Here is an 18795-nt window from a genome sequence, read left to right as displayed (position 1 = left end):
ACTATAACGTTTTCGTTGATTTATCAATTTTTATAAGTTATTCAAGAGGCGTTTTTGTATTTTTGGAGACCAAAACTAACTAAAATTAATTGCCAAAAATATGATTACAAATACAGAATTAGAATATAAAGGAGATTTATACCCAACCAAAATAGTATCATTTGAAAAAGAAGTAGATTCAGTAAGTTTTCACACGGACAACAATGTAATTCTAAAAGTAGTAGTGTTAAGAGACAGTATGATTCGTTTTAGATTTACTACAAAAGGATATTTCAGCAACGATTTTTCGTATGCAATAGATAAAAGTCATTCTCATGGTTATAACTTTCTTGAAGTAACAGAAGAAAAAGTTTATTACCAAATAAAAACAAGCAAAGTACAATGTAGAATTCAAAAAGCAGATTTAAGGGTTTCTATTTTTGACTTAAAAGAAAATTTAATACTCGAGGACGAATTAGGATTTCACTGGGAAGAAAGTTATGAATTTGGCGGTAATATCGTAAAAATGAGTAAAGCTTCTAGAGACGGAGAATGTTTTTATGGACTTGGCGATAAAGCCACGCATTTAAATTTGAAAGGAAAACGTTTAGAAAACTTTGCTACAGATCAATACGCTTTTCAAAAAGATCAAGAACCCTTATATAAAGTCGTTCCTTTTTATATCGGATTGCATAATAAGCAATCGTACGGAATTTTCTTTGATAATACTTTTAGAACTTATTTCGATTTTTGCCATGAAAGAAGAAACGTAACTAGCTTTTGGGCCGAAGGAGGCGAAATGAATTATTATTTCATTTATGGCCCACAAATGCAAGATGTAGTTACAACCTATACAGATTTGACCGGTAAACCAGAGCTACCGCCGCTTTGGGCATTAGGATATCATCAATGTAAGTGGAGTTATTATCCAGAAAGCAACCTAAAAGAAGTGGCAGCAAAATTTAGGGAATTGAAAATTCCATGTGATGCTCTTTATCTCGATATTGATTATATGGAAGGTTTTAGATGTTTTACTTGGAACAAAGAGTATTTTCCTGACCCAAAACGAATGGTGGCAGAACTAGCAGAAGATGGGTTTAAAACCGTCGTAATCATTGACCCAGGAATAAAAATAGATAAAGAATATTCAATATATAACGAAGCATTACAAAAAGATTATTTTTGTAAACGTGCCGATGGACCTTATATGAAAGGAAAAGTTTGGCCGGGAGAATGTAATTTTCCTGACTATACAAACCCAGCAGTTAGAGAATGGTGGGCTGGATTATTCAAAGAATTAATTTCAGAAATTGGTGTTAAAGGCGTGTGGAATGATATGAATGAACCAGCCGTAATGGAAGTTCCTAATAAAACTTTTCCAATGGATGTGCGTCATGATTATGACGGAAATCCTTGTAGTCATAGAAAAGCCCATAATATTTATGGTACACAAATGGCTCGAGCAACCTATCATGGAGTAAAACGTTTTTCTTATCCAAAACGACCATTTGTAATTACTAGATCAGCTTATGCTGGAGCGCAACGTTATACTTCATCTTGGACTGGCGATAATGTTGCAACTTGGGAACATTTATGGATTGCTAACATTCAGGTGCAACGCATGTGTTTATCTGGAATGGGTTTCACAGGTTCAGACATTGGTGGATTTGCAGAACAACCTACAGGGGAATTATATGCTCGTTGGATCCAACTGGGTGTTTTTCATCCGTTTTGTAGAACACATTCCTCAGGAGATCATGGAGATCAAGAGCCATGGGCTTTTGACGAAGAAGTAATTGATATAACTAGAAAATTTGTTAATCTTCGTTACCAATTATTACCTTATTTATATACTATGTTTTATCAATACATTGAAGAAGGTATTCCAATGTTAAAACCACTCGTTTATTATGATCAAGATGATATTCAAACCCATTATCGTAACGATGAATTTGTGTTTGGAAATCAAATATTAGTATGTCCAATTATAGAGCCAAATTCTTTAGGCAGAAGAATGTACATCCCTAAAGGGCAATGGTATAATTACTGGACAAATGAATTGTTCAATGGTGGAAAAGAAGTTTGGGTAGGTACAAAATTTGATGAAATTCCGGTATTTGTAAAAGCCGGAGCAGTAATCCCAAAATATCCAGTTCAACAGTATGTGGGTGAACTTGATTTTGACGAATTGATTCTTGATATTTATTATAGAGTTGGTGTTGAAAAATCAGTTGTTTACGAGGATGCTCAAGATGGATACGACTACAAAAAAGGAAGGTATAGTTTCCTGTCTTTCAAAACCATTGGTAAAGATAATGAATTGATTATTCAATTACACAAAGAAGGAAAGTACGATACCAATTATACAAAATACAAAATTAACCTTATTGGACTAGCTTTTAAAGTCAAAGAAATCGAAATTGATAACGAAAAAATTATATTTGATAAAAAGTCTTTTGAATCTTCCAATTTTTTAATACTCAATAAGGAGTTTACAGAACTGCATATTATAGGTGAATAAGGGAACAATAATATTGCTACTTTTAGATATAATTATATAAGCAGATAAAAACAAAAAGGTTGTATTTTTGGGTAATATTAAAACACACAATCATGAAAAAACACTTATTGTTACTAGAAATTTGTACAATAGCTTTGATGTTCTCTTGTGCTACAAATCCTTTAACAGGCAAAAAACCATTGAATTTTGTTTCAAATTCACAGTTGTTTCCATCAGCTTTTCAACAGTATGGTGATTTTTTGAAAAAAAGTAAAGTAATTACCGGAACTCAAGATGCAAAACGAGTTGAAGAGGTAGGATTGAAAATTAAAAATGCTGCTCAAAAATATTTAACTTCTATTGGTATGTCACAACATCTAAAAGACTACCGTTGGGAATATAAACTTGTCGACGACAAAGCAATTAATGCCTGGTGTATGCCTGGAGGGAAAATTGTTATCTACACGGGTATTTTGCCAATTACAAAAAACGATGCAGGATTAGCAACCGTAATGGGACACGAAGTTTCACATGCATTAGCCGATCATGGCGCACAACGAATGAGCGCAGCACAAGTGCAACAAATTGGAGGAGTTGTAGTTAGCGTAGCAACAGGAAACCAAACTGAGGACAAACAAAAAATGTGGCAGCAATATTATGGAATTGGATCACAAGTAGGAGGAATGTTGCCTTTTAGTAGAAGCCACGAAACCGAAGCCGACAAAATAGGTCTTATTCTAATGACAATTGCAGGTTACAACCCAGATGAATCAGTTACTTTTTGGTCAAGAATGTCTGCCAGTTCTGATGGGCAAAAACCACCAGAAATATTGAGTACGCATCCATCCGATGCTACTAGGATTGCTAATCTAAAAGCATTAATTCCAGAAGCAAGAGCTATAGCTGCAAAAGTTGGAGTTATGAATTAATTCTAAAAGAATTTAATTAAAATATCCGTTTCATAAAATTATGGAACGGATATTTTAAATTTTTGTAATCATTTATTACAATACATCAACCTCAATCATACACGCTTTCATCATTTGGTAAGTCCGCTCAATATCATTGTCTAAACCTATAGAAAACCGAATCAATCCATCGGTCAATCCCATCTCTACTTGCTCTTCTGGAGGAATTTCAGACGAAGTAGAAGTTCCAGGAGCGGAAAATAACGTTTTGTAAAATCCTAAACTCACCGCTAGATAACCTAAATTTCGTTCCTGCATCAACTCCATCAATTCATTGGCTTTATCTAAAGTTCCAACATCTACAGTCATCATGCCTCCAAAACCATATTCCGGATTTATCATCCCAGCATACAAATTATGACTCGGGTGATTTTTTAAACCAGGATAAACCGTTTTCAAACCATCTTTTTCAAATCGCTTCGCTAGATACAACGCATTATAACTATGTTGTTTTATTCTAATATGCAACGTGCGCAAGTTTTTCATCACACTTGCCGAGCGCAAACTATCCATTGTAGGTCCAAGAAGCATGCTCGCACCCGAATTTACATTTTTCAACTTATCAATAAATTCTTGCGAAGCACAAGTAACACCGCCAACTGTATCGCTGCTTCCGTTGATGTATTTTGTTAAGCTGTGAATCACAATATCAGCGCCTAATTTTACTGGAGAAACAGACAGCGGTGAAAAAGTATTATCAACAACTAATTTCAAATTATGTCTTCTTGCAATAACGGCTAAACCAGCAATATCTGCCACTTCAAGAAGTGGATTACTCACAGTTTCACAATACAAAACCTTTGTGTTTGCTGTAATTGCAGCTTCAACAACCGCTAACTTTGTGATGTCAACAAACGTAGTTTTGATTCCAAGTCTTGGGGTAAAATTCTTCAAAAAAGCATACGTTCCACCATAAATAGTTCTGCTCGAAACAATATGATCACCTTGTTCGCAGAGTTGCAAAAGAGTAGGAGTAATTGCTCCCATTCCAGATGCGGATACATTTGCCGTTTCCGTTCCTTCCATCGCAGCCATCGCTTTGTCGAGATACAAATTACTTGGAGACGAATGTCGAGAATACAAGTAGCAACCTTCCATATTTCCTTCAAAAGTGTCAAACATCGTTTTTGCAGATAGAAATGTATAAGTAGAACTGTCAGAAATCGATGGATTTACACCGCCAAATTCGCCAAAATATTGTAAGTCTTGAATGTTGTCAGCAGGATTGAAGTTTTTCATAATTTAGTCATTGCGAGGCACGAAGACACCCGAGCACAGCGAACTGAGTGCAGTTAATCTCTTGCTCAATTTTGATTAATTGTTTTTTTTTAAAGCTATTTCCAGCTATCCGTTGCAATCTTTCTTGTCTTGAACTTGTTTCAAGATCTTGAAACAAGTTCAAGACAAGAAAGGATTTTCACTTCTATCTGGGCTAGGGCTTTATGTTATTAATTAACATTCATCAAAAAAACAAATAATTAGATTGATTTACAACATAATAATATTAATTTAGAATATAAAACTAATTATATTAATTATTAATGAAAATATTTCTAAATTTGACCATAATTTTTCTATTTATTAGATTTTTGACTCATAACAAATAACTCATAACTCAGAACTTTTTCTAATATGGACACAACCGACAAAAAACTACTACAATTACTTCAAACCGACACCAAAAAAACAATCAAGGAATTATCTTTAAAACTTAATCTATCAGTCACAGCAGTTTACGAACGTATTAAAAAGTTAGAACGGGAAGGAATTATTGATAAATACGTGGCGCTTTTAAATAGAAACAAAATCAATAAAGGATTTGTAGTTTTTTGTCATTTAAAGCTGTTGCAACACACCAAAGAATTCATTAATCAATTCGAAAAAGAAGTTGTAAAACTTGATGAAGTACTAGAATGTTTTCACGTAAGTGGTGATTACGATTACATTCTTAAAATTTGTGTAAAAGACATGGACGAATACCGTGAATTCTTGGTAACAAAACTAACCACACTCAACCACATAGGCAGTACACACAGCACCTTTATGATTGGCGAAGTAAAAAACACAACTGTTTATTCGGTTTAATTTTTTTTCCGCTGATTTTAAAAGATTCAATGAATAGAAAAATCTGTAAGAATCTTTTAAATCTGTGGCGAAAAAATATTATAAATTTTATTTAGACAAATATTTAGTGAAATTCGTAGCTAAAATTACTTAAATTTGATAAAAAATACTTCAAATGGAAACTTTAGAATTAAGAAAAAAAATTATTCAAGATTTTGATAAATTCATTCAAGACGATTCTAAACTTGAAATCCTTGAAGGCGTTTTTGACTCAATAAATTCTGAAAATATAATTTCTGTTGTTCCAGATTCTCATTATAATATATTGGCGGAAGCTCGAGAAAAATATCTTTCGGGTATAGAATCTGCTACTTCTTGGGATGAAATGGAACAACGACTGAATCAGAAATATGGTTTTTAAAATTAAAATTTTAAAACTTGCTGAATTTGAAGTCGATGAAAGTATCGCCTATTATGAAAATAGAAGCAAAGGATTAGGAAAACGATTTTTTATTTATTTATAAAGTTACTATAAGATTCTTAAAACTAATCCTGAATTGTTTGAGATTAAAAAAGAGTCGTTTTACAGAGAATTACCGCTTAAAAAATTTCCATTTGTAATAATTTTTGAAATTTACAATGAAGATGTTATTATTCATTCCGTTTTTCATACTTCAAGAAATCCCACAAAAAAACCTTAATTTGAATGAAATTGCAATTGATTTTTGCCATTGCTATTGTAATTAAATTCGTAAATTTGCTTCACTTAAAAATAAAAAACTATGAGTTCATTTGACGTAGTCATTATAGGTTCCGGTCCAGGCGGATATGTGTCAGCAATTCGTTGCGCACAATTAGGTTTCAAAACAGCCATCATCGAAAAATACACAACACTAGGTGGAACCTGCCTCAATGTAGGTTGTATTCCATCAAAAGCATTGTTGTCGTCATCGCATCATTATGCTGAAATCAAACATTTTGAAGATCACGGAATCGAAGTTTCAGGTGAAGTAAAAGTAAATCTAGAGAAAATGATTGCCCGCAAACAAGCAGTTGTTGACCAAACTGTAGGTGGAATCAATTATTTGATGGACAAAAATAAAATCACAGTTTTTAATGGTTTGGGTTCTTTTGTAGATGCAACACATGTTGCCATTGCAAAAGCTGACGGAACTTCTGAAACTATCGAAGGAAAAAACATCATTATAGCAACAGGTTCTAAACCATCGAATCTTCCGTTTATAAAAATTGATAAAGAAAGAATCATCACTTCGACCGAAGCATTAAAATTGCCAGAAGTTCCAAAACACCTAGTAATTATTGGTGGTGGAGTTATCGGGATTGAATTGGGACAAGTTTATTTAAGACTTGGAGCTCAAGTTTCGGTAGTTGAATTTATGGACCGAATTATTCCTGGAATGGATGGTTCATTGTCTAAAGAATTGACCAAAGTCTTGAAAAAACAAGGTATGAAATTCTATGTTTCTCATAAAGTTAAATCGGTTGAAAGAAAAGGAAATACAGTTACCGTTCAAGCCGAAAATGCAAAAGGAGAAACCATTACTTTAGAAGGCGATTATTCATTAGTTTCTGTTGGTCGACGTCCTTATACTGATGGACTTTCCGCAGAAAAAGCAGGAGTGAAACTTACCGATAGAGGAATGGTAGAAGTCAACGACCATTTACAAACCAATATTCAAAATATTTATGCCATTGGTGATGTAGTTCGTGGAGCAATGTTAGCGCACAAAGCCGAAGAAGAAGGAACTATGGTTGCCGAAATCTTGGCAGGTCAAAAACCACATATCAATTATAATTTAATTCCAGGAGTAGTTTACACTTGGCCGGAAGTTGCTGCTGTTGGTCAAACCGAAGAGCAACTTAAGGCATCTGGTATTGAATTCAAATCAGGAAGTTTCCCTTTCAAAGCATTGGGCAGAGCAAGAGCCAGCGGAGATTTAGACGGATTTGTAAAAATTCTTGCCGATGCGAAAACTGATGAAGTTCTTGGCGTTCACATGATTGGCGCACGTTGTGCAGATTTAATTGCAGAAGCCGTTACCGCTATGGAATTCAGAGCTTCAGCCGAAGATATTTCGAGAATGAGCCACGCACATCCAACATTTGCAGAAGCAATTAAAGAAGCAGCATTAGCAGCAACCGATAACAGAGCGTTGCATGTGTAATTAATTTATCCTGCAAGGTTTTCAATACCTTGTAGGTGTCATAATAAAACCCGTCTTGTTTTTAGAGAACTAGACGGGTTTTCGATTTTAAAAGTTAGAACTATTTGGCAATAAACAAGCTTTTATAATTAGCCCAATAGCTGTAAATTAAGAATAGGTTTCCTAGAAACATAAATACAGCAATAGGCATTCCCGAAGGTGCCAAAAAATAATTAATAAACAAAATGTTTATGGTTATGGGCATGATTAAAATATTAGCTAGTGTTACATATCGATTTGTGACAAAGGCAAGTCCACAAAGAAATTCAATACTTTTTGCTAATGGCATTAAATAGGTCGATGCCATTAAACCTACATTAAACGCCTTAAAATCTCCAGTTGATGTTTGTTCTGGAGCTAATTTTAAAAAGAAACTAATGGATGCAAAAAGAAGTAAAAACCCAATTAAAGTTCGGATAATAATGGTTGCGATTTTCATAATTAACAGTTTTAGAGGTTATATTTACTATAAATGTAAAAAAAACTAAATTAAAATTGTTGTAAATTTGGTTTTTTTAAATAATTAATTCATTTGAGAACTTCAATTCATAAGTTTATTTCTAACCCAATACTGTTTAAAAATCAACTTTTAACTTGGTCACAACAATCAAGAGAAGTTGTTTTTATGGACAGCAATGATTACCCACAAGAGTATTCTAGCTTTGATTGTATCCTTGCTGTCGATGCTTTTACATCAATCAAAACAGATTATCACAACGCTTTTGAAGATTTAAAACAATACCAACAAGTAACAAGAGACTGGCTTTTTGGGTATTTATCCTATGATCTAAAGAATGATATCGAAGCCTTACATTCCAATAACCACGATGGATTGAATTTTTCGGATTTATTTTTCTTTCAGCCTAAGAAAATTTTTTTATTAAAAGGAAACGAACTCGATATTCAATACCTTAATATGTGCGATGATGAAGTTGAAGAAGATTTTAATGTAATTAGTGAATTACAATCTTTGCCATTTGTCAAATTGAGCCCAGTCAAAGTGAAGCAACGCATTTCAAAAGAGAGTTATCTCAAAAAAATTACTTTGATGTTAGACTATATAAATCGTGGTGCTATTTATGAAGCTAACTTTTGTATGGAGTTTTTTGCTGAAAACGCTACAATAAATCCATTAGAACTATTCGAAAAACTCAATACAATTTCTAAATCGCCTTTAGCTGTTTTTTTCAAAAATGATTCTCAATTTCTTTTTTCTGCATCACCGGAACGCTATTTAAAAAAAGTAGCCGATAAAATTATTTCTCAACCCATAAAAGGAACAGCCAAACGGTTTCGTGATCCAATCGAAGACGAAAGAGCAAAGATTCAATTGGCTTTAGATCCAAAAGAACGTGCCGAAAACATTATGATTACAGATTTAGTCCGAAACGATTTGTCTCGTACTGCACAAAAAGGCTCTGTAAAAGTCGAAGAATTGTGCGTTGTATATTCATTCGAACAAGTACATCAAATGATTACAACAATCACTTCAAAAATAGACAGTCAGTATTCTGTTAACGAGGTTGTTAAATCTACGTTTCCAATGGGAAGTATGACGGGAACTCCAAAGATTTCAGCAATGAAAATCATTGAAGAACTAGAAGAGACCAAGCGCGGATTATATAGTGGAGCTGTAGGTTATTTCACACCTTCTGGCGATTTTGATTTTAATGTTGTCATCCGAAGCATACTTTACAATCAAGAAAATAAATACATTTCTTTTTCTGTAGGAAGTGCCATAACATCTCAATCAGTTTCTGAAAAGGAGTATGAAGAATGTTTGATTAAAGCAAAAGCAATGTTAGAAGTTTTGAGTTAAATAAAGTGTCTGTTAATTCAAAATAAAACCTCTGTTAATTCAAAGTTTGAGTGTTGTTTATTCAAAATAATGTTTTACATTTGTATTTATAATCAAGTACTTATGGATATAAATAGAGAAATAGTAAATGCAATTAACGAGAATAGAAAAATGTATCCTATTCTTGCTATTTCTGGACCAAGACAGTCTGGAAAAACTACCATGCTAAAAGAAAATTTTCCGGAGTATCAATACTTGAGTTTAGAAGATGTTGATGCTCGAAATTTTTTGACAAATGACCCAAAAGGTTTCTTCGAAAAATACGATAAATTTTGTATTTTCGATGAAGCACAACGAGTACCTGAATTGTTTTCGTATTTACAAACAAAAGTAGATAACGACAAAATAATGGGACAATACATTCTTTCTGGTTCACAAAACTTTCATTTAATGAAAAGCATTACGCAAAGCCTAGCGGGTCGTGTTGCGATTTTGAAATTATTTCCATTGGATTTTAACGAATTAAAATCCAAAAATTTATTAGATAAAAATTATATAAAAACAATGTTAAAAGGTTTTTATCCAGCAATTTACGATAGAGACATTCCTTCAAAAAACTTTTATAACAGTTATATTCAAACCTATGTTGAGCGCGATATTACTGATTTAGTCAACATACAAAACATACGTTCGTTCCGAATGTTTTTGGGCTTGTGTGCTGGTCGTGCGGGACATTTATTGAACCTGAATAATCTAGCAATAGATTGTGGAATTTCACAGCCTACAGCAAAGTCTTGGTTGTCAGCTTTAGAAAGCAGTTATATTGTATTTTTGTTGCAGCCATTGCACAATAATTTCAATAAACGGATTATCAAAACACCTAAATTGTATTTTTATGATACGGGATTGCTTTGTCATTTATTGAAAATCAAGGATGAAAATCAAATTAGTGAAAATGCTTTCAAAGGCAACTTATTCGAAAATATGATAATTTCGGAATATGTAAAACAGAATTATCATCAAAATAATTTTGATGAATTTTGGTTTTGGCGTGATGCATCGGGCCACGAAGTCGATTTAATTCGTCAAGATGATTTTAGGTATAATATTATTGAAATCAAATCGACCAAGACCATTATGCATAATTTATTCAAAGGCATTGAGTATTTTGAGACATTAGCCAAAGAAAATGTAAAATCTAAAACCTTAGTTTATGCAGGCTTAGAAAATCAAAAAAGAACCATTGCCAATGTTATTTCGTGGTATGATTTAAAATAACTAAATTTGAATATGCAACAAAAATTCCTAAACCACATCAATCAAAACTTCCCTTTTCTAAACGGAAAAAAACTGCTTTTGGCAACAAGTGGTGGTTTAGACAGTATGGTAATGGTAGATTTATTTCAGAAATCAAATTACGCAATCGCCATGGCTCATTGTAATTTTCAACTTCGTGGAATAGAAAGTTTTCAGGATGAAAAATTTGTTCAAGATTATGCTGCCTCCAACAATATTAGGTTGTTTGTAACTCAATTTGATACGGAGGCTTTTGCCAAAGATTATAAACTCTCTACACAAGTTGCTGCTCGTGAGCTACGATACAACTGGTTTTACGAATTGCTAGAAACTGAGAATTTCGATTATATTCTTACAGCACATCACGCTGATGACAACCTAGAAACTTTTCTAATCAATTTCGTTCGAGGAACTGGACTAGAGGGTTTGACGGGAATTCCGTCTCAAAATGAAAATGTAATTCGACCTCTTCTAGTTTTTTCACGTAACGAAATTGAGAATTATGCCAAGAAAAATTTTGTTGAATGGCGAGAAGACAGTAGTAATGCTTCGGATAAATATTTGCGAAATAAAATAAGACATAAATTAGTTCCAATTTTAAATGAACTGAATCCCGATTTTCTTTTTTCTTTTCAAAAAACACAAAATCATCTCAAAGATGCAGCATCAATTGTTAATGATGGGGAATATATTATATATCAAGAAGTTGTAAGAGAGCAAGAAGATGGGACGGTTTTTTTTAATTTAAAAAAACTAACTCAAATGACTAATTATAAAGCCTATTTATATCAATGGCTCAAAGAATTTGATTTTTCTGATTGGGCATCAGTTTATGATTTGGTCGAAAGTCAATCCGGAAAACAAGTGCTTTCAACTCAATTTAGATTGTTGAAAAACAGAGATTTTCTTATCCTAACTCCAGTAAGCACATTAGTTGAAAACCAGGAATATTTTGTTGAAAAATCCCAAAACGAAGTTAAAGTTCCCTTAAAAATTTCCTTTTGTAAAGAAGCTGACATAAGTTTGGTCTCCAATGCAAGTATATTTGTTGATGAAGATAAACTTCAATTCCCATTGGTTATCCGTCGTTGGAATGAAGGCAATATTTTTCAACCTTTTGGAATGAAAGGAAAAACAAAAAAGGTAAGTAAACTTTTTAAAGATGAGAAATTATCATTGATTGAAAAAGAAAATACTTGGATTTTATGTTCTGATAATCAAATAGTTTGGATTATAGGGATTCGTCAAGACGAACGTTTTAAAATAGACAATACAACAAAAAACATACTTAAAATAGAATTACAATAATGAAAAAAGTACTATTTATATCGCTTATTTTTTTGGCTTTCGCCAAAGGAGATGCTCAAATTTTAGATCCTGTAAAATGGACTACTAAAATTGAAAAAAAATCAGAGACCAACTATATTCTAACATTTAACGGTATCATAGAAAACGAATGGCACATGTATTCGCAATTCACTCCAGATGGCGGACCATTGCCACTAGAATTGATTTTCAAAAACCAAAAAGGGAATTATAATTTGATTGGCAAAGCCAAAGAAAGTAAAACATCGACTGTTTTTAATGAAATTTTTGGAGTTGATGAAACCTTTTTTGTTAAGAAAGCACAAATTCAACAAGAGGTTTCTATTACAAATCCAAAAACCACCAAAATAGAAGTCGATTTAAATTACCAAGTTTGTAAACAATCCTGCATCAACCAAGAGAAAAATTTCAGTTTTACTATCCCTGAAACTTCAACACCAAGTTTAGAAACAAATTCACAACCTGTAATAAATGAAACAGATACTACAAAAACAGCTTCGTTAGAACCAAGTTTAGGATCGAGTAGTGTAATCGAGGCAACCCCAGAACAAATCATAGCTTCAGGAAATAAACCTGATTCGCAACGTGGTTTATGGTCGATTTTTATAATTGCATTTCTCTCAGGATTTGCGGCATTACTTACGCCTTGTGTGTTCCCAATGATTCCTATGACGGTGAGTTTTTTTACAAAACAAAGTAAAACCAAAGCTGCTGGAATACGAAATGCAATTATCTATGGAGTATCAATTATAATCATATATGTTGTATTGGGCTGGTTAGTTAGTTGGATTTTTGGTGCTGGTGCATTGAATGCTTTGTCAACAAATGTTTGGTTTAACATTATTTTCTTTGTGTTATTAGTTGTTTTTGCAGCTTCGTTTTTAGGAGCTTTCGAAATAATGTTGCCTAATTCTTGGGCAAATAAAGTAGACAATCAGGCGGATAAAGGTGGAATTGTAGGTATCTTATTCATGGCATTGGCATTGGCAATTGTATCGTTTTCATGCACTGGACCTATTGTTGGAACACTTTTAGTCGAAGCAGCTTCTAAAGGTGGGATTGCTCCCATCATCGGAATGTTTGGATTTTCATTGGCATTAGCCTTACCCTTTATGTTATTTGCCATGTTCCCTGGTTGGTTACAATCGTTGCCAAAATCCGGTGGTTGGCTCAACACGGTTAAAGTAGTTTTGGGTTTTCTAGAGTTGGCATTAGCATTTAAATTTTTATCCAATGCAGATTTGGTTTTACAATTGCATTTACTAGAACGAGAAGTATTCTTGGCCATTTGGATTGCAATTTTTGGAACATTGGCCCTGTATTTATTTGGTAAAATTACTTTGCCACACGACAGTCCAACGTCACACATTTCGGTCGGAAGATTATCCTTTGGTTTACTGGTTTTGTCCTTTACAATCTATCTAATTCCGGGACTTTGGGGTGCACCGTTAAAATTAATAAATGCTTTTCCGCCACCTATAGAATATAGCGAAAGTCCACTAGGATTTGGAGGTTCAGGAAACAATACAACGTCAGTAGTTTTGCCAGAAGGAGCTAAATTAGGTCCACATCAGATAGTAGTTTTCGAAGATTATGACAAAGGTTTGGCTTACGCCAAAACGGTAAACAAACCCATAATGCTTGATTTTACAGGTTATGCATGTGTCAATTGTAGAAAAATGGAAAACAATGTTTGGTCAGATGAACGTATTTTATCGATTTTAAAAAATGAAGTTGTTGTGATTTCATTATACGTTGATGACAAACGTGAATTACCAAGAACCGAGCAAAGAATTTCTAAGTCTACTGGGTCAGAAATAGAAACAATAGGAGACAAGTGGACAGAATTTATGATTACTAAATATAAAACTAACACACAGCCTTTATATGTTTTAACAGATTTAGAGGGAAACAGCCTCAACGTTGCAAAACCAACTATTAGTTATGTAAGTGTATCTGAATATGAGACTTGGCTCAAAACAGGCGTCTCAGGATTCAATAAATAAAAAGATAAAAAGGATTGCAGCAGATTCGCAGATTTAATTTACAATTTGTGAATTTGTGGTATTTTTTTACTCCTATACGCCGAGACAATCCGTTTCATTAGCAAGTTATATTTTTATCAAAAAAATAAATTGCACCAATCATATCCTTCACTATTATTCTTAAAGTAGTGATGATTGCAAAAAGTTTTTAACACTATCACGTTTGCGTAATTATCTTCCTTAAAAACTAAGATCAAATCGGTTTTTTTTTGACAATAAAAAGTACTAAAAAGCATACTTATTTCAACTTTTATAAGAAACGCCTTAACTTATTTACGTTAAAATAACAAAACATTCCGTTCATAGGCGCTTTTTGCACTTTCATCGAAAAGTTAAATAAAAAGCTAATTTTATAACAATATTGATTTAGTTTAGCAAGTTCGATAACTAAAAATTAGACCATTAGGTTTTGTTTTCTTGAATAAAGAATGACTGATACAACCTTTTTTCTGACCTTAGAAATAGAATTTGATTAATTACAGAAGCCCCAATTCTATTTACTTAACCAAGAGATGTTTTTTTATTTATAAATTAAACCACACATTATGATGAAAACTTACTTTCCCCAGTACAAAGACAAGAAAAATGTCTTTGCTGAAATTTTTAAAACTTTAAACAAGCATTGGCTGTTTATTTCAATGGCTATTTTATTGTCAAGTACAAATAGTATTGTAGCACAATCTACGGGTTTTAACAGCTCATTTGCAGTTTTTGACATCAATGGTTCATTGTCAAGTTATTGTATGTTTAGTAACTCAACTTGCGGCTTAAATGGTTCACTTGACGGAGCAGCATTGGGAACATTTGTTAAGGGCTCAAATACGTTGCTTCTAAAAGGAGCTGAGCATAATGTGTATAAATGCAGCGGCAATGGTAATACACCAGATATTTCAGGCACTTTTTTGCAATATCGTATTTATCCGGCAGGAAGTCCATTTGGAGGTTTTATAACTCGAAGTATTGATTTTGTTTCTGGCGATGGAAGTTTTAGTAATAATAACGGGTGCGGTGGAGCTGATCAGCGTTGGAAAGATTTAGGAGAAAATGTTGATCTTATAGGTAGTTTGCCAGCTGGTAATTATACAATTGAGATATTTTCTTTATTAAATTCATCTCTAGGAGATAGAAAACTTGATAATAATAGTGCAAACTATAAAGCTTCGTTTACCGTTGCAGATGCAGGTTTTAACAGTTCATTTGCTGTTTTTAATAGGAACGGTTCTGATTCTAGTTTTTGTATGTTTAGTAATACCACTTGTGGATCTAATGCTTCACTTGACGGTACTAGCTTAGGATCATTTTGTAAAGATTCAGGAACCCTTATTCTTAAAGGAGCTGAACTTAACGTTTTTAGATGCTTTGGCTCTAATATCACAGGAACTTTTCTTAATTATCGAGTTTACACTACTGGAAGTCCATCTGGAGGTTATATAGAAAAGACCATAGATTTTAATGCTGGCGATGGAAGTGTGAGTAATAGCAATGGATGTAGCGGAGTAGATCAAAGATGGCGTGATGTACAAGAAAACATTAATCTTACTAATTTAACTCCTGGAAATTATACAATCGAAATATTTGCAAGAGCAGCTACTGCGGGTGGAGATAAATTTTTATCAAATTTAGGAAATAATTATAAAGCTACTTTTACCGTTATGCCTATAGCTACGACAGCTGTGGTAACCAATACAAGTTGTAATGGAGGAAACAATGGAGCAATTAATTTAAGTGTTTCTTGTGCGCCAACAGCTGCATCTATTACGCAAACTTATACTCAAGATTTTAATTCGTTAGCAACAACAACATCGGGTACAACAGCACCATCATTTACTTGGACTGACAATAGTACGATTGCAAACTGGTTTACTAATAGAACTGCATATTTTGCCTTTAATGGAGGCTCAAATTCGGGAGGACTTTATAGTTTTGGATCAACATCATCTACAGAAAGGGCATTGGGATCTATTGGATCTGGTTCTGTAAATTCAATACTTGGCGCTGTAAAAATCAACAATACTACAGGTCAAACGGTAAATTCAATTACAATATCCTATACTGGAGAACAATGGAGAAATGGAGGTAGTAACGCTTCAAGTAAACTCGATTTCACCTACGCCATTAATGCTACTGATGAGGCCATAGGGACTTATACAGATATTAATACGTTGGATTTTACAAGTCCAGTAATTAGTGCAACAGCGGCAACATTAGATGGTAATATAGCTTCAAATAGAACGCTCAAAACGGCTACCTTTGCAGTATCTATCCCATCGGGTTCTTCAATCTGGCTTCGTTGGCAAGATGTTGACGATAGTGGTGCCGATTCTGGTCTTGCAATAGATGACCTAACTGCAATATTATCAGCTCCATCCACAGGAGTAACTTATTCTTGGTCAAATGGTGCAACTACAGAGGATATTTCTGGATTAATTGCTGGTGATTATACTGTAACAGCTAATGCAAGTAATGGCAGTGGTACTGCTACTTATACTGTGGGGCAACCAGCTTTAATTGTTGTAACCGAATCTCATACTCCAATATTGTGTAAAGGCGGAAAATCTTCTGTTACCATTGGAGCAACAGGAGGAACTGGAACTTTATCAGGAACTGGAACTTTTGAACAATCAGCAGGAACACAATCTTATACCGTAACTGATGCTAACGGTTGTACTAAATTGATTTCTGTAACAATTACTGAACCAACATTAATATTGGCAACAGTAGCTAGTCAGGTAAACGTAAGTTGTAATGGTGGTTCTGATGGTTCGGTAGTTTTTACTACTTCTGGAGGAACAGGAACACTTGTAATTACTCCAGCACAAACTGGATTAAGTTTTGGTTCACAAACGTTTACAATAACCGATGTTAACGGTTGTTCGATAACAAAAACTGTTTTAATTACACAACCAGCAGTATTAGTTGCCACAGAAACACACACTAATGTACTTTGCAATGGAGGTTCTACAGGAACAGTTACTATTAGTGCAATTGGTGGAACTGCTCCATATTCAGGAACAGGACTTGTAACAGGACTTTCTTCGGGATCCTATTCTTATACCGTTACCGATGCTAAAGGTTGTACTGCATCAGTTTCAGTAACAATAACTCAACCTGCATTAATAGCAGCTACAATAACACAAACAAATGTTGATTGTTTTGGCGGAAATACGGGGTCGATAGATCTAACAGTTTCTGGAGGAACAGCTTTTACTTCAATAAGTAAATCAGAAAATTTTGATATTCTTGCTGCATCTGGTGGATCAACAACTTGGAATAATGGAATTACAATAATGGATTGGTTAGCATCCGTAGATGGAAGTACACCAGCAAATTATATAACAGGAACAGGTTCTGCAGGAGCAGGTGCATTATATAGTTTTGGAGCAGCAGGAACAAATTCCGTAACAGAAAGAGCATTGGGCTCTGTAGCCTCTGGCGGAACAAGTAATATACTTGGTGCATGGAAAATAACCAATACAACAAGTCAAACCCTAACTTCAATTAGTGTATCCTATACAGGAGAACAATGGAGAAATGGTAGTAATACTAATACACAAAAATTAGCTTTTGATTATCAAGTTAATGCAGTTTCAATACTTTCTGGAACATGGACACCAAATACTGTATTAGATTTTACATCTTTAATTAATACTTCTGCTGCTGCTATTGCACTTGACGGAAACGCACCAGCAAATAGAGGTGTAAAAATGGCAACTTTTCCAGTTTCTGTTCCAGCGGGTCAAACAATATGGTTGAGATGGACTGATGTAAATGATAGCGGTAACGATCATGGTCTTGCAATAGATGATTTGAGTGCAACATTAACTAATGGTTCAGCAAATCCTTATACTTATGCTTGGACTGGAACTGGAGTAAATCCAACTGCTCAAGACCAATCTGGTTTAGTAGCTGGAACTTATAATGTGGTTATAACAGATGCAAATGGTTGCCAAGTTTCGCCAACAGCTATAACTCTAGTTGTAACCGATAATCAAATTCCAGTAATTGCAACAAACGGAGACAAAAGCGTAAATACAGATTTAGATGTTTGCGGAGCAAGTGTAACATTATCCGCTTCGGCTACAGACAATTGTTCAGTTGGAGCACCAACAGGAGTTCGCAGTGACTCACAACCATTAAGTGCAGTGTATCCAGTAGGAACAACAACAATTACTTGGAATGTAAGCGATAGCAATGGAAATGCTGCTACTCCAGTTATCCAAACGATTGTTGTAACTGACAATCAAGCACCAGTATTATCAGGAGTTCCAGCAGATGCAACCGCAAGTTGTGATGCTGTACCAGCAGCTGCAGCACCATCAGCAATTGATAATTGTGATGGAAATCCTTCGATTGCATTAGTTGAAACCAGTACTCAAACCGTATCAGGTTTAGGACATTATAATTATACTATTACAAGAATTTGGACAGCTACAGATGTTACAACAAACACTAGTAGTGGAACACAAGTAATCACCGTAAGTGATACAACAGCACCAGTATTATCAGGAGTTCCATCAGATGCAACCGCAAGTTGTTATGCTGTACCAGCAGCTGCAACACCATCAGCAATTGATAATTGTGATGGAAATCCTTC

At 34.0% G+C, this 18795-nt stretch carries 12 protein-coding genes; 10 read left to right on the top strand and 2 right to left on the bottom strand.

All coding sequences use genetic code 11. The annotated features are described in order from the left end of the window. Window positions 1-100 precede the first annotated feature (100 nt). Together RMO53_RS09300 and RMO53_RS09295 are read left to right on the top strand one after the other, a co-directional pair. The gene (locus RMO53_RS09300) at window positions 101-2500 is read left to right on the top strand and encodes a glycoside hydrolase family 31 protein (protein ID WP_310379933.1); all 2400 of its coding nucleotides are present in this window, start codon (window positions 101-103) and stop codon (window positions 2498-2500) included. Between the two features lie 92 nt (window positions 2501-2592). Continuing rightward, window positions 2593-3408, top strand: a complete 816-nt coding sequence (locus RMO53_RS09295) for a M48 family metallopeptidase (RefSeq protein ID WP_310379932.1) — start codon at window positions 2593-2595, stop codon at window positions 3406-3408. 75 nt (window positions 3409-3483) lie between these two features. Here the strand turns inward: RMO53_RS09295 and RMO53_RS09290 are convergent, their stop codons facing one another. Next, window positions 3484-4686 carry an aminotransferase class V-fold PLP-dependent enzyme gene (locus tag RMO53_RS09290; protein ID WP_310379930.1) on the bottom strand — a complete coding sequence of 401 codons (1203 nt, stop codon included), beginning with the start codon at window positions 4684-4686 and terminating at the stop codon, window positions 3484-3486. Window positions 4687-5079: 393 nt separating this feature from the next. Here RMO53_RS09290 and RMO53_RS09285 point away from each other — a divergent pair, with 393 nt between their 5' ends. From RMO53_RS09285 to lpdA, 3 genes are all read left to right on the top strand, one after another. Then, on the top strand, window positions 5080-5532 hold the full coding sequence (locus RMO53_RS09285; RefSeq protein ID WP_310379929.1) for an Lrp/AsnC family transcriptional regulator: 453 nt from the start codon (window positions 5080-5082) through the stop codon (window positions 5530-5532). A gap of 154 nt (window positions 5533-5686) precedes the next feature. After that, the gene (locus RMO53_RS09280) at window positions 5687-5932 is read left to right on the top strand and encodes a hypothetical protein (protein WP_310379926.1); all 246 of its coding nucleotides are present in this window, start codon (window positions 5687-5689) and stop codon (window positions 5930-5932) included. Window positions 5933-6293: 361 nt separating this feature from the next. Next, window positions 6294-7697 (top strand): dihydrolipoyl dehydrogenase, encoded by a 1404-nt coding sequence (gene lpdA / locus RMO53_RS09275; protein WP_310379924.1) that lies wholly within the window; start codon window positions 6294-6296, stop codon window positions 7695-7697. A gap of 100 nt (window positions 7698-7797) precedes the next feature. On the opposite strand, the gene RMO53_RS09270 is transcribed toward lpdA, so the two are convergent. Beyond that, complete coding sequence (locus RMO53_RS09270) at window positions 7798-8175, bottom strand: DoxX family protein (protein ID WP_310379923.1); 378 nt, start codon at window positions 8173-8175, stop codon at window positions 7798-7800. Between the two features lie 93 nt (window positions 8176-8268). Here RMO53_RS09270 and RMO53_RS09265 point away from each other — a divergent pair, with 93 nt between their 5' ends. The 5 genes from RMO53_RS09265 to RMO53_RS09245 form a co-directional block, all read left to right on the top strand. Next, complete coding sequence (locus RMO53_RS09265) at window positions 8269-9555, top strand: anthranilate synthase component I family protein (RefSeq protein WP_310379922.1); 1287 nt, start codon at window positions 8269-8271, stop codon at window positions 9553-9555. Between the two features lie 102 nt (window positions 9556-9657). Then, window positions 9658-10812, top strand: coding sequence for an ATP-binding protein (locus RMO53_RS09260; protein ID WP_310379921.1), 1155 nt, complete (start codon window positions 9658-9660; stop codon window positions 10810-10812). Between the two features lie 12 nt (window positions 10813-10824). After that, window positions 10825-12138 carry a tRNA lysidine(34) synthetase TilS gene (gene tilS, locus RMO53_RS09255; protein ID WP_310379919.1) on the top strand — a complete coding sequence of 438 codons (1314 nt, stop codon included), beginning with the start codon at window positions 10825-10827 and terminating at the stop codon, window positions 12136-12138. Further along, entirely contained in the window at window positions 12138-14162 is a 2025-nt protein-coding gene (locus RMO53_RS09250; RefSeq protein WP_310379917.1) for a cytochrome c biogenesis protein CcdA, read from the top strand. The genes tilS and RMO53_RS09250 overlap by 1 nt, the downstream gene beginning before the upstream one ends. Before the next feature lie 584 nt (window positions 14163-14746). Beyond that, a partial coding sequence (locus RMO53_RS09245) for a hypothetical protein (protein ID WP_310379916.1) occupies window positions 14747-18795 on the top strand: 4049 nt, incomplete at its 3' end.

Origin of the sequence: Flavobacterium sp. (assembly GCF_031409475.1) — a bacterium.
Classification (GTDB): Bacteria; Bacteroidota; Bacteroidia; order Flavobacteriales; family Flavobacteriaceae; genus Flavobacterium.
The sequence above is the reverse complement of the archived record's forward strand: the minus strand, read 5'-3'. Positions and strand labels throughout refer to the sequence as shown.

Bases quoted from the DNA above. Each gene is read 5' to 3' on its own strand.
- RMO53_RS09300 (WP_310379933.1), top strand. From the start codon at position 101: ATGATTACAAATACAGAATTAGAATATAAAGGAGATTTATACCCAACC.
- RMO53_RS09295 (WP_310379932.1), top strand. From the start codon at position 2,593: ATGAAAAAACACTTATTGTTACTAGAAATTTGTACAATAGCTTTGATG.
- RMO53_RS09290 (WP_310379930.1), bottom strand. From the start codon at position 4,686: ATGAAAAACTTCAATCCTGCTGACAACATTCAAGACTTACAATATTTT.
- RMO53_RS09285 (WP_310379929.1), top strand. From the start codon at position 5,080: ATGGACACAACCGACAAAAAACTACTACAATTACTTCAAACCGACACC.
- RMO53_RS09280 (WP_310379926.1), top strand. From the start codon at position 5,687: ATGGAAACTTTAGAATTAAGAAAAAAAATTATTCAAGATTTTGATAAA.
- lpdA (WP_310379924.1), top strand. From the start codon at position 6,294: ATGAGTTCATTTGACGTAGTCATTATAGGTTCCGGTCCAGGCGGATAT.
- RMO53_RS09270 (WP_310379923.1), bottom strand. From the start codon at position 8,175: ATGAAAATCGCAACCATTATTATCCGAACTTTAATTGGGTTTTTACTT.
- RMO53_RS09260 (WP_310379921.1), top strand. From the start codon at position 9,658: ATGGATATAAATAGAGAAATAGTAAATGCAATTAACGAGAATAGAAAA.
- tilS (WP_310379919.1), top strand. From the start codon at position 10,825: ATGCAACAAAAATTCCTAAACCACATCAATCAAAACTTCCCTTTTCTA.
- RMO53_RS09250 (WP_310379917.1), top strand. From the start codon at position 12,138: ATGAAAAAAGTACTATTTATATCGCTTATTTTTTTGGCTTTCGCCAAA.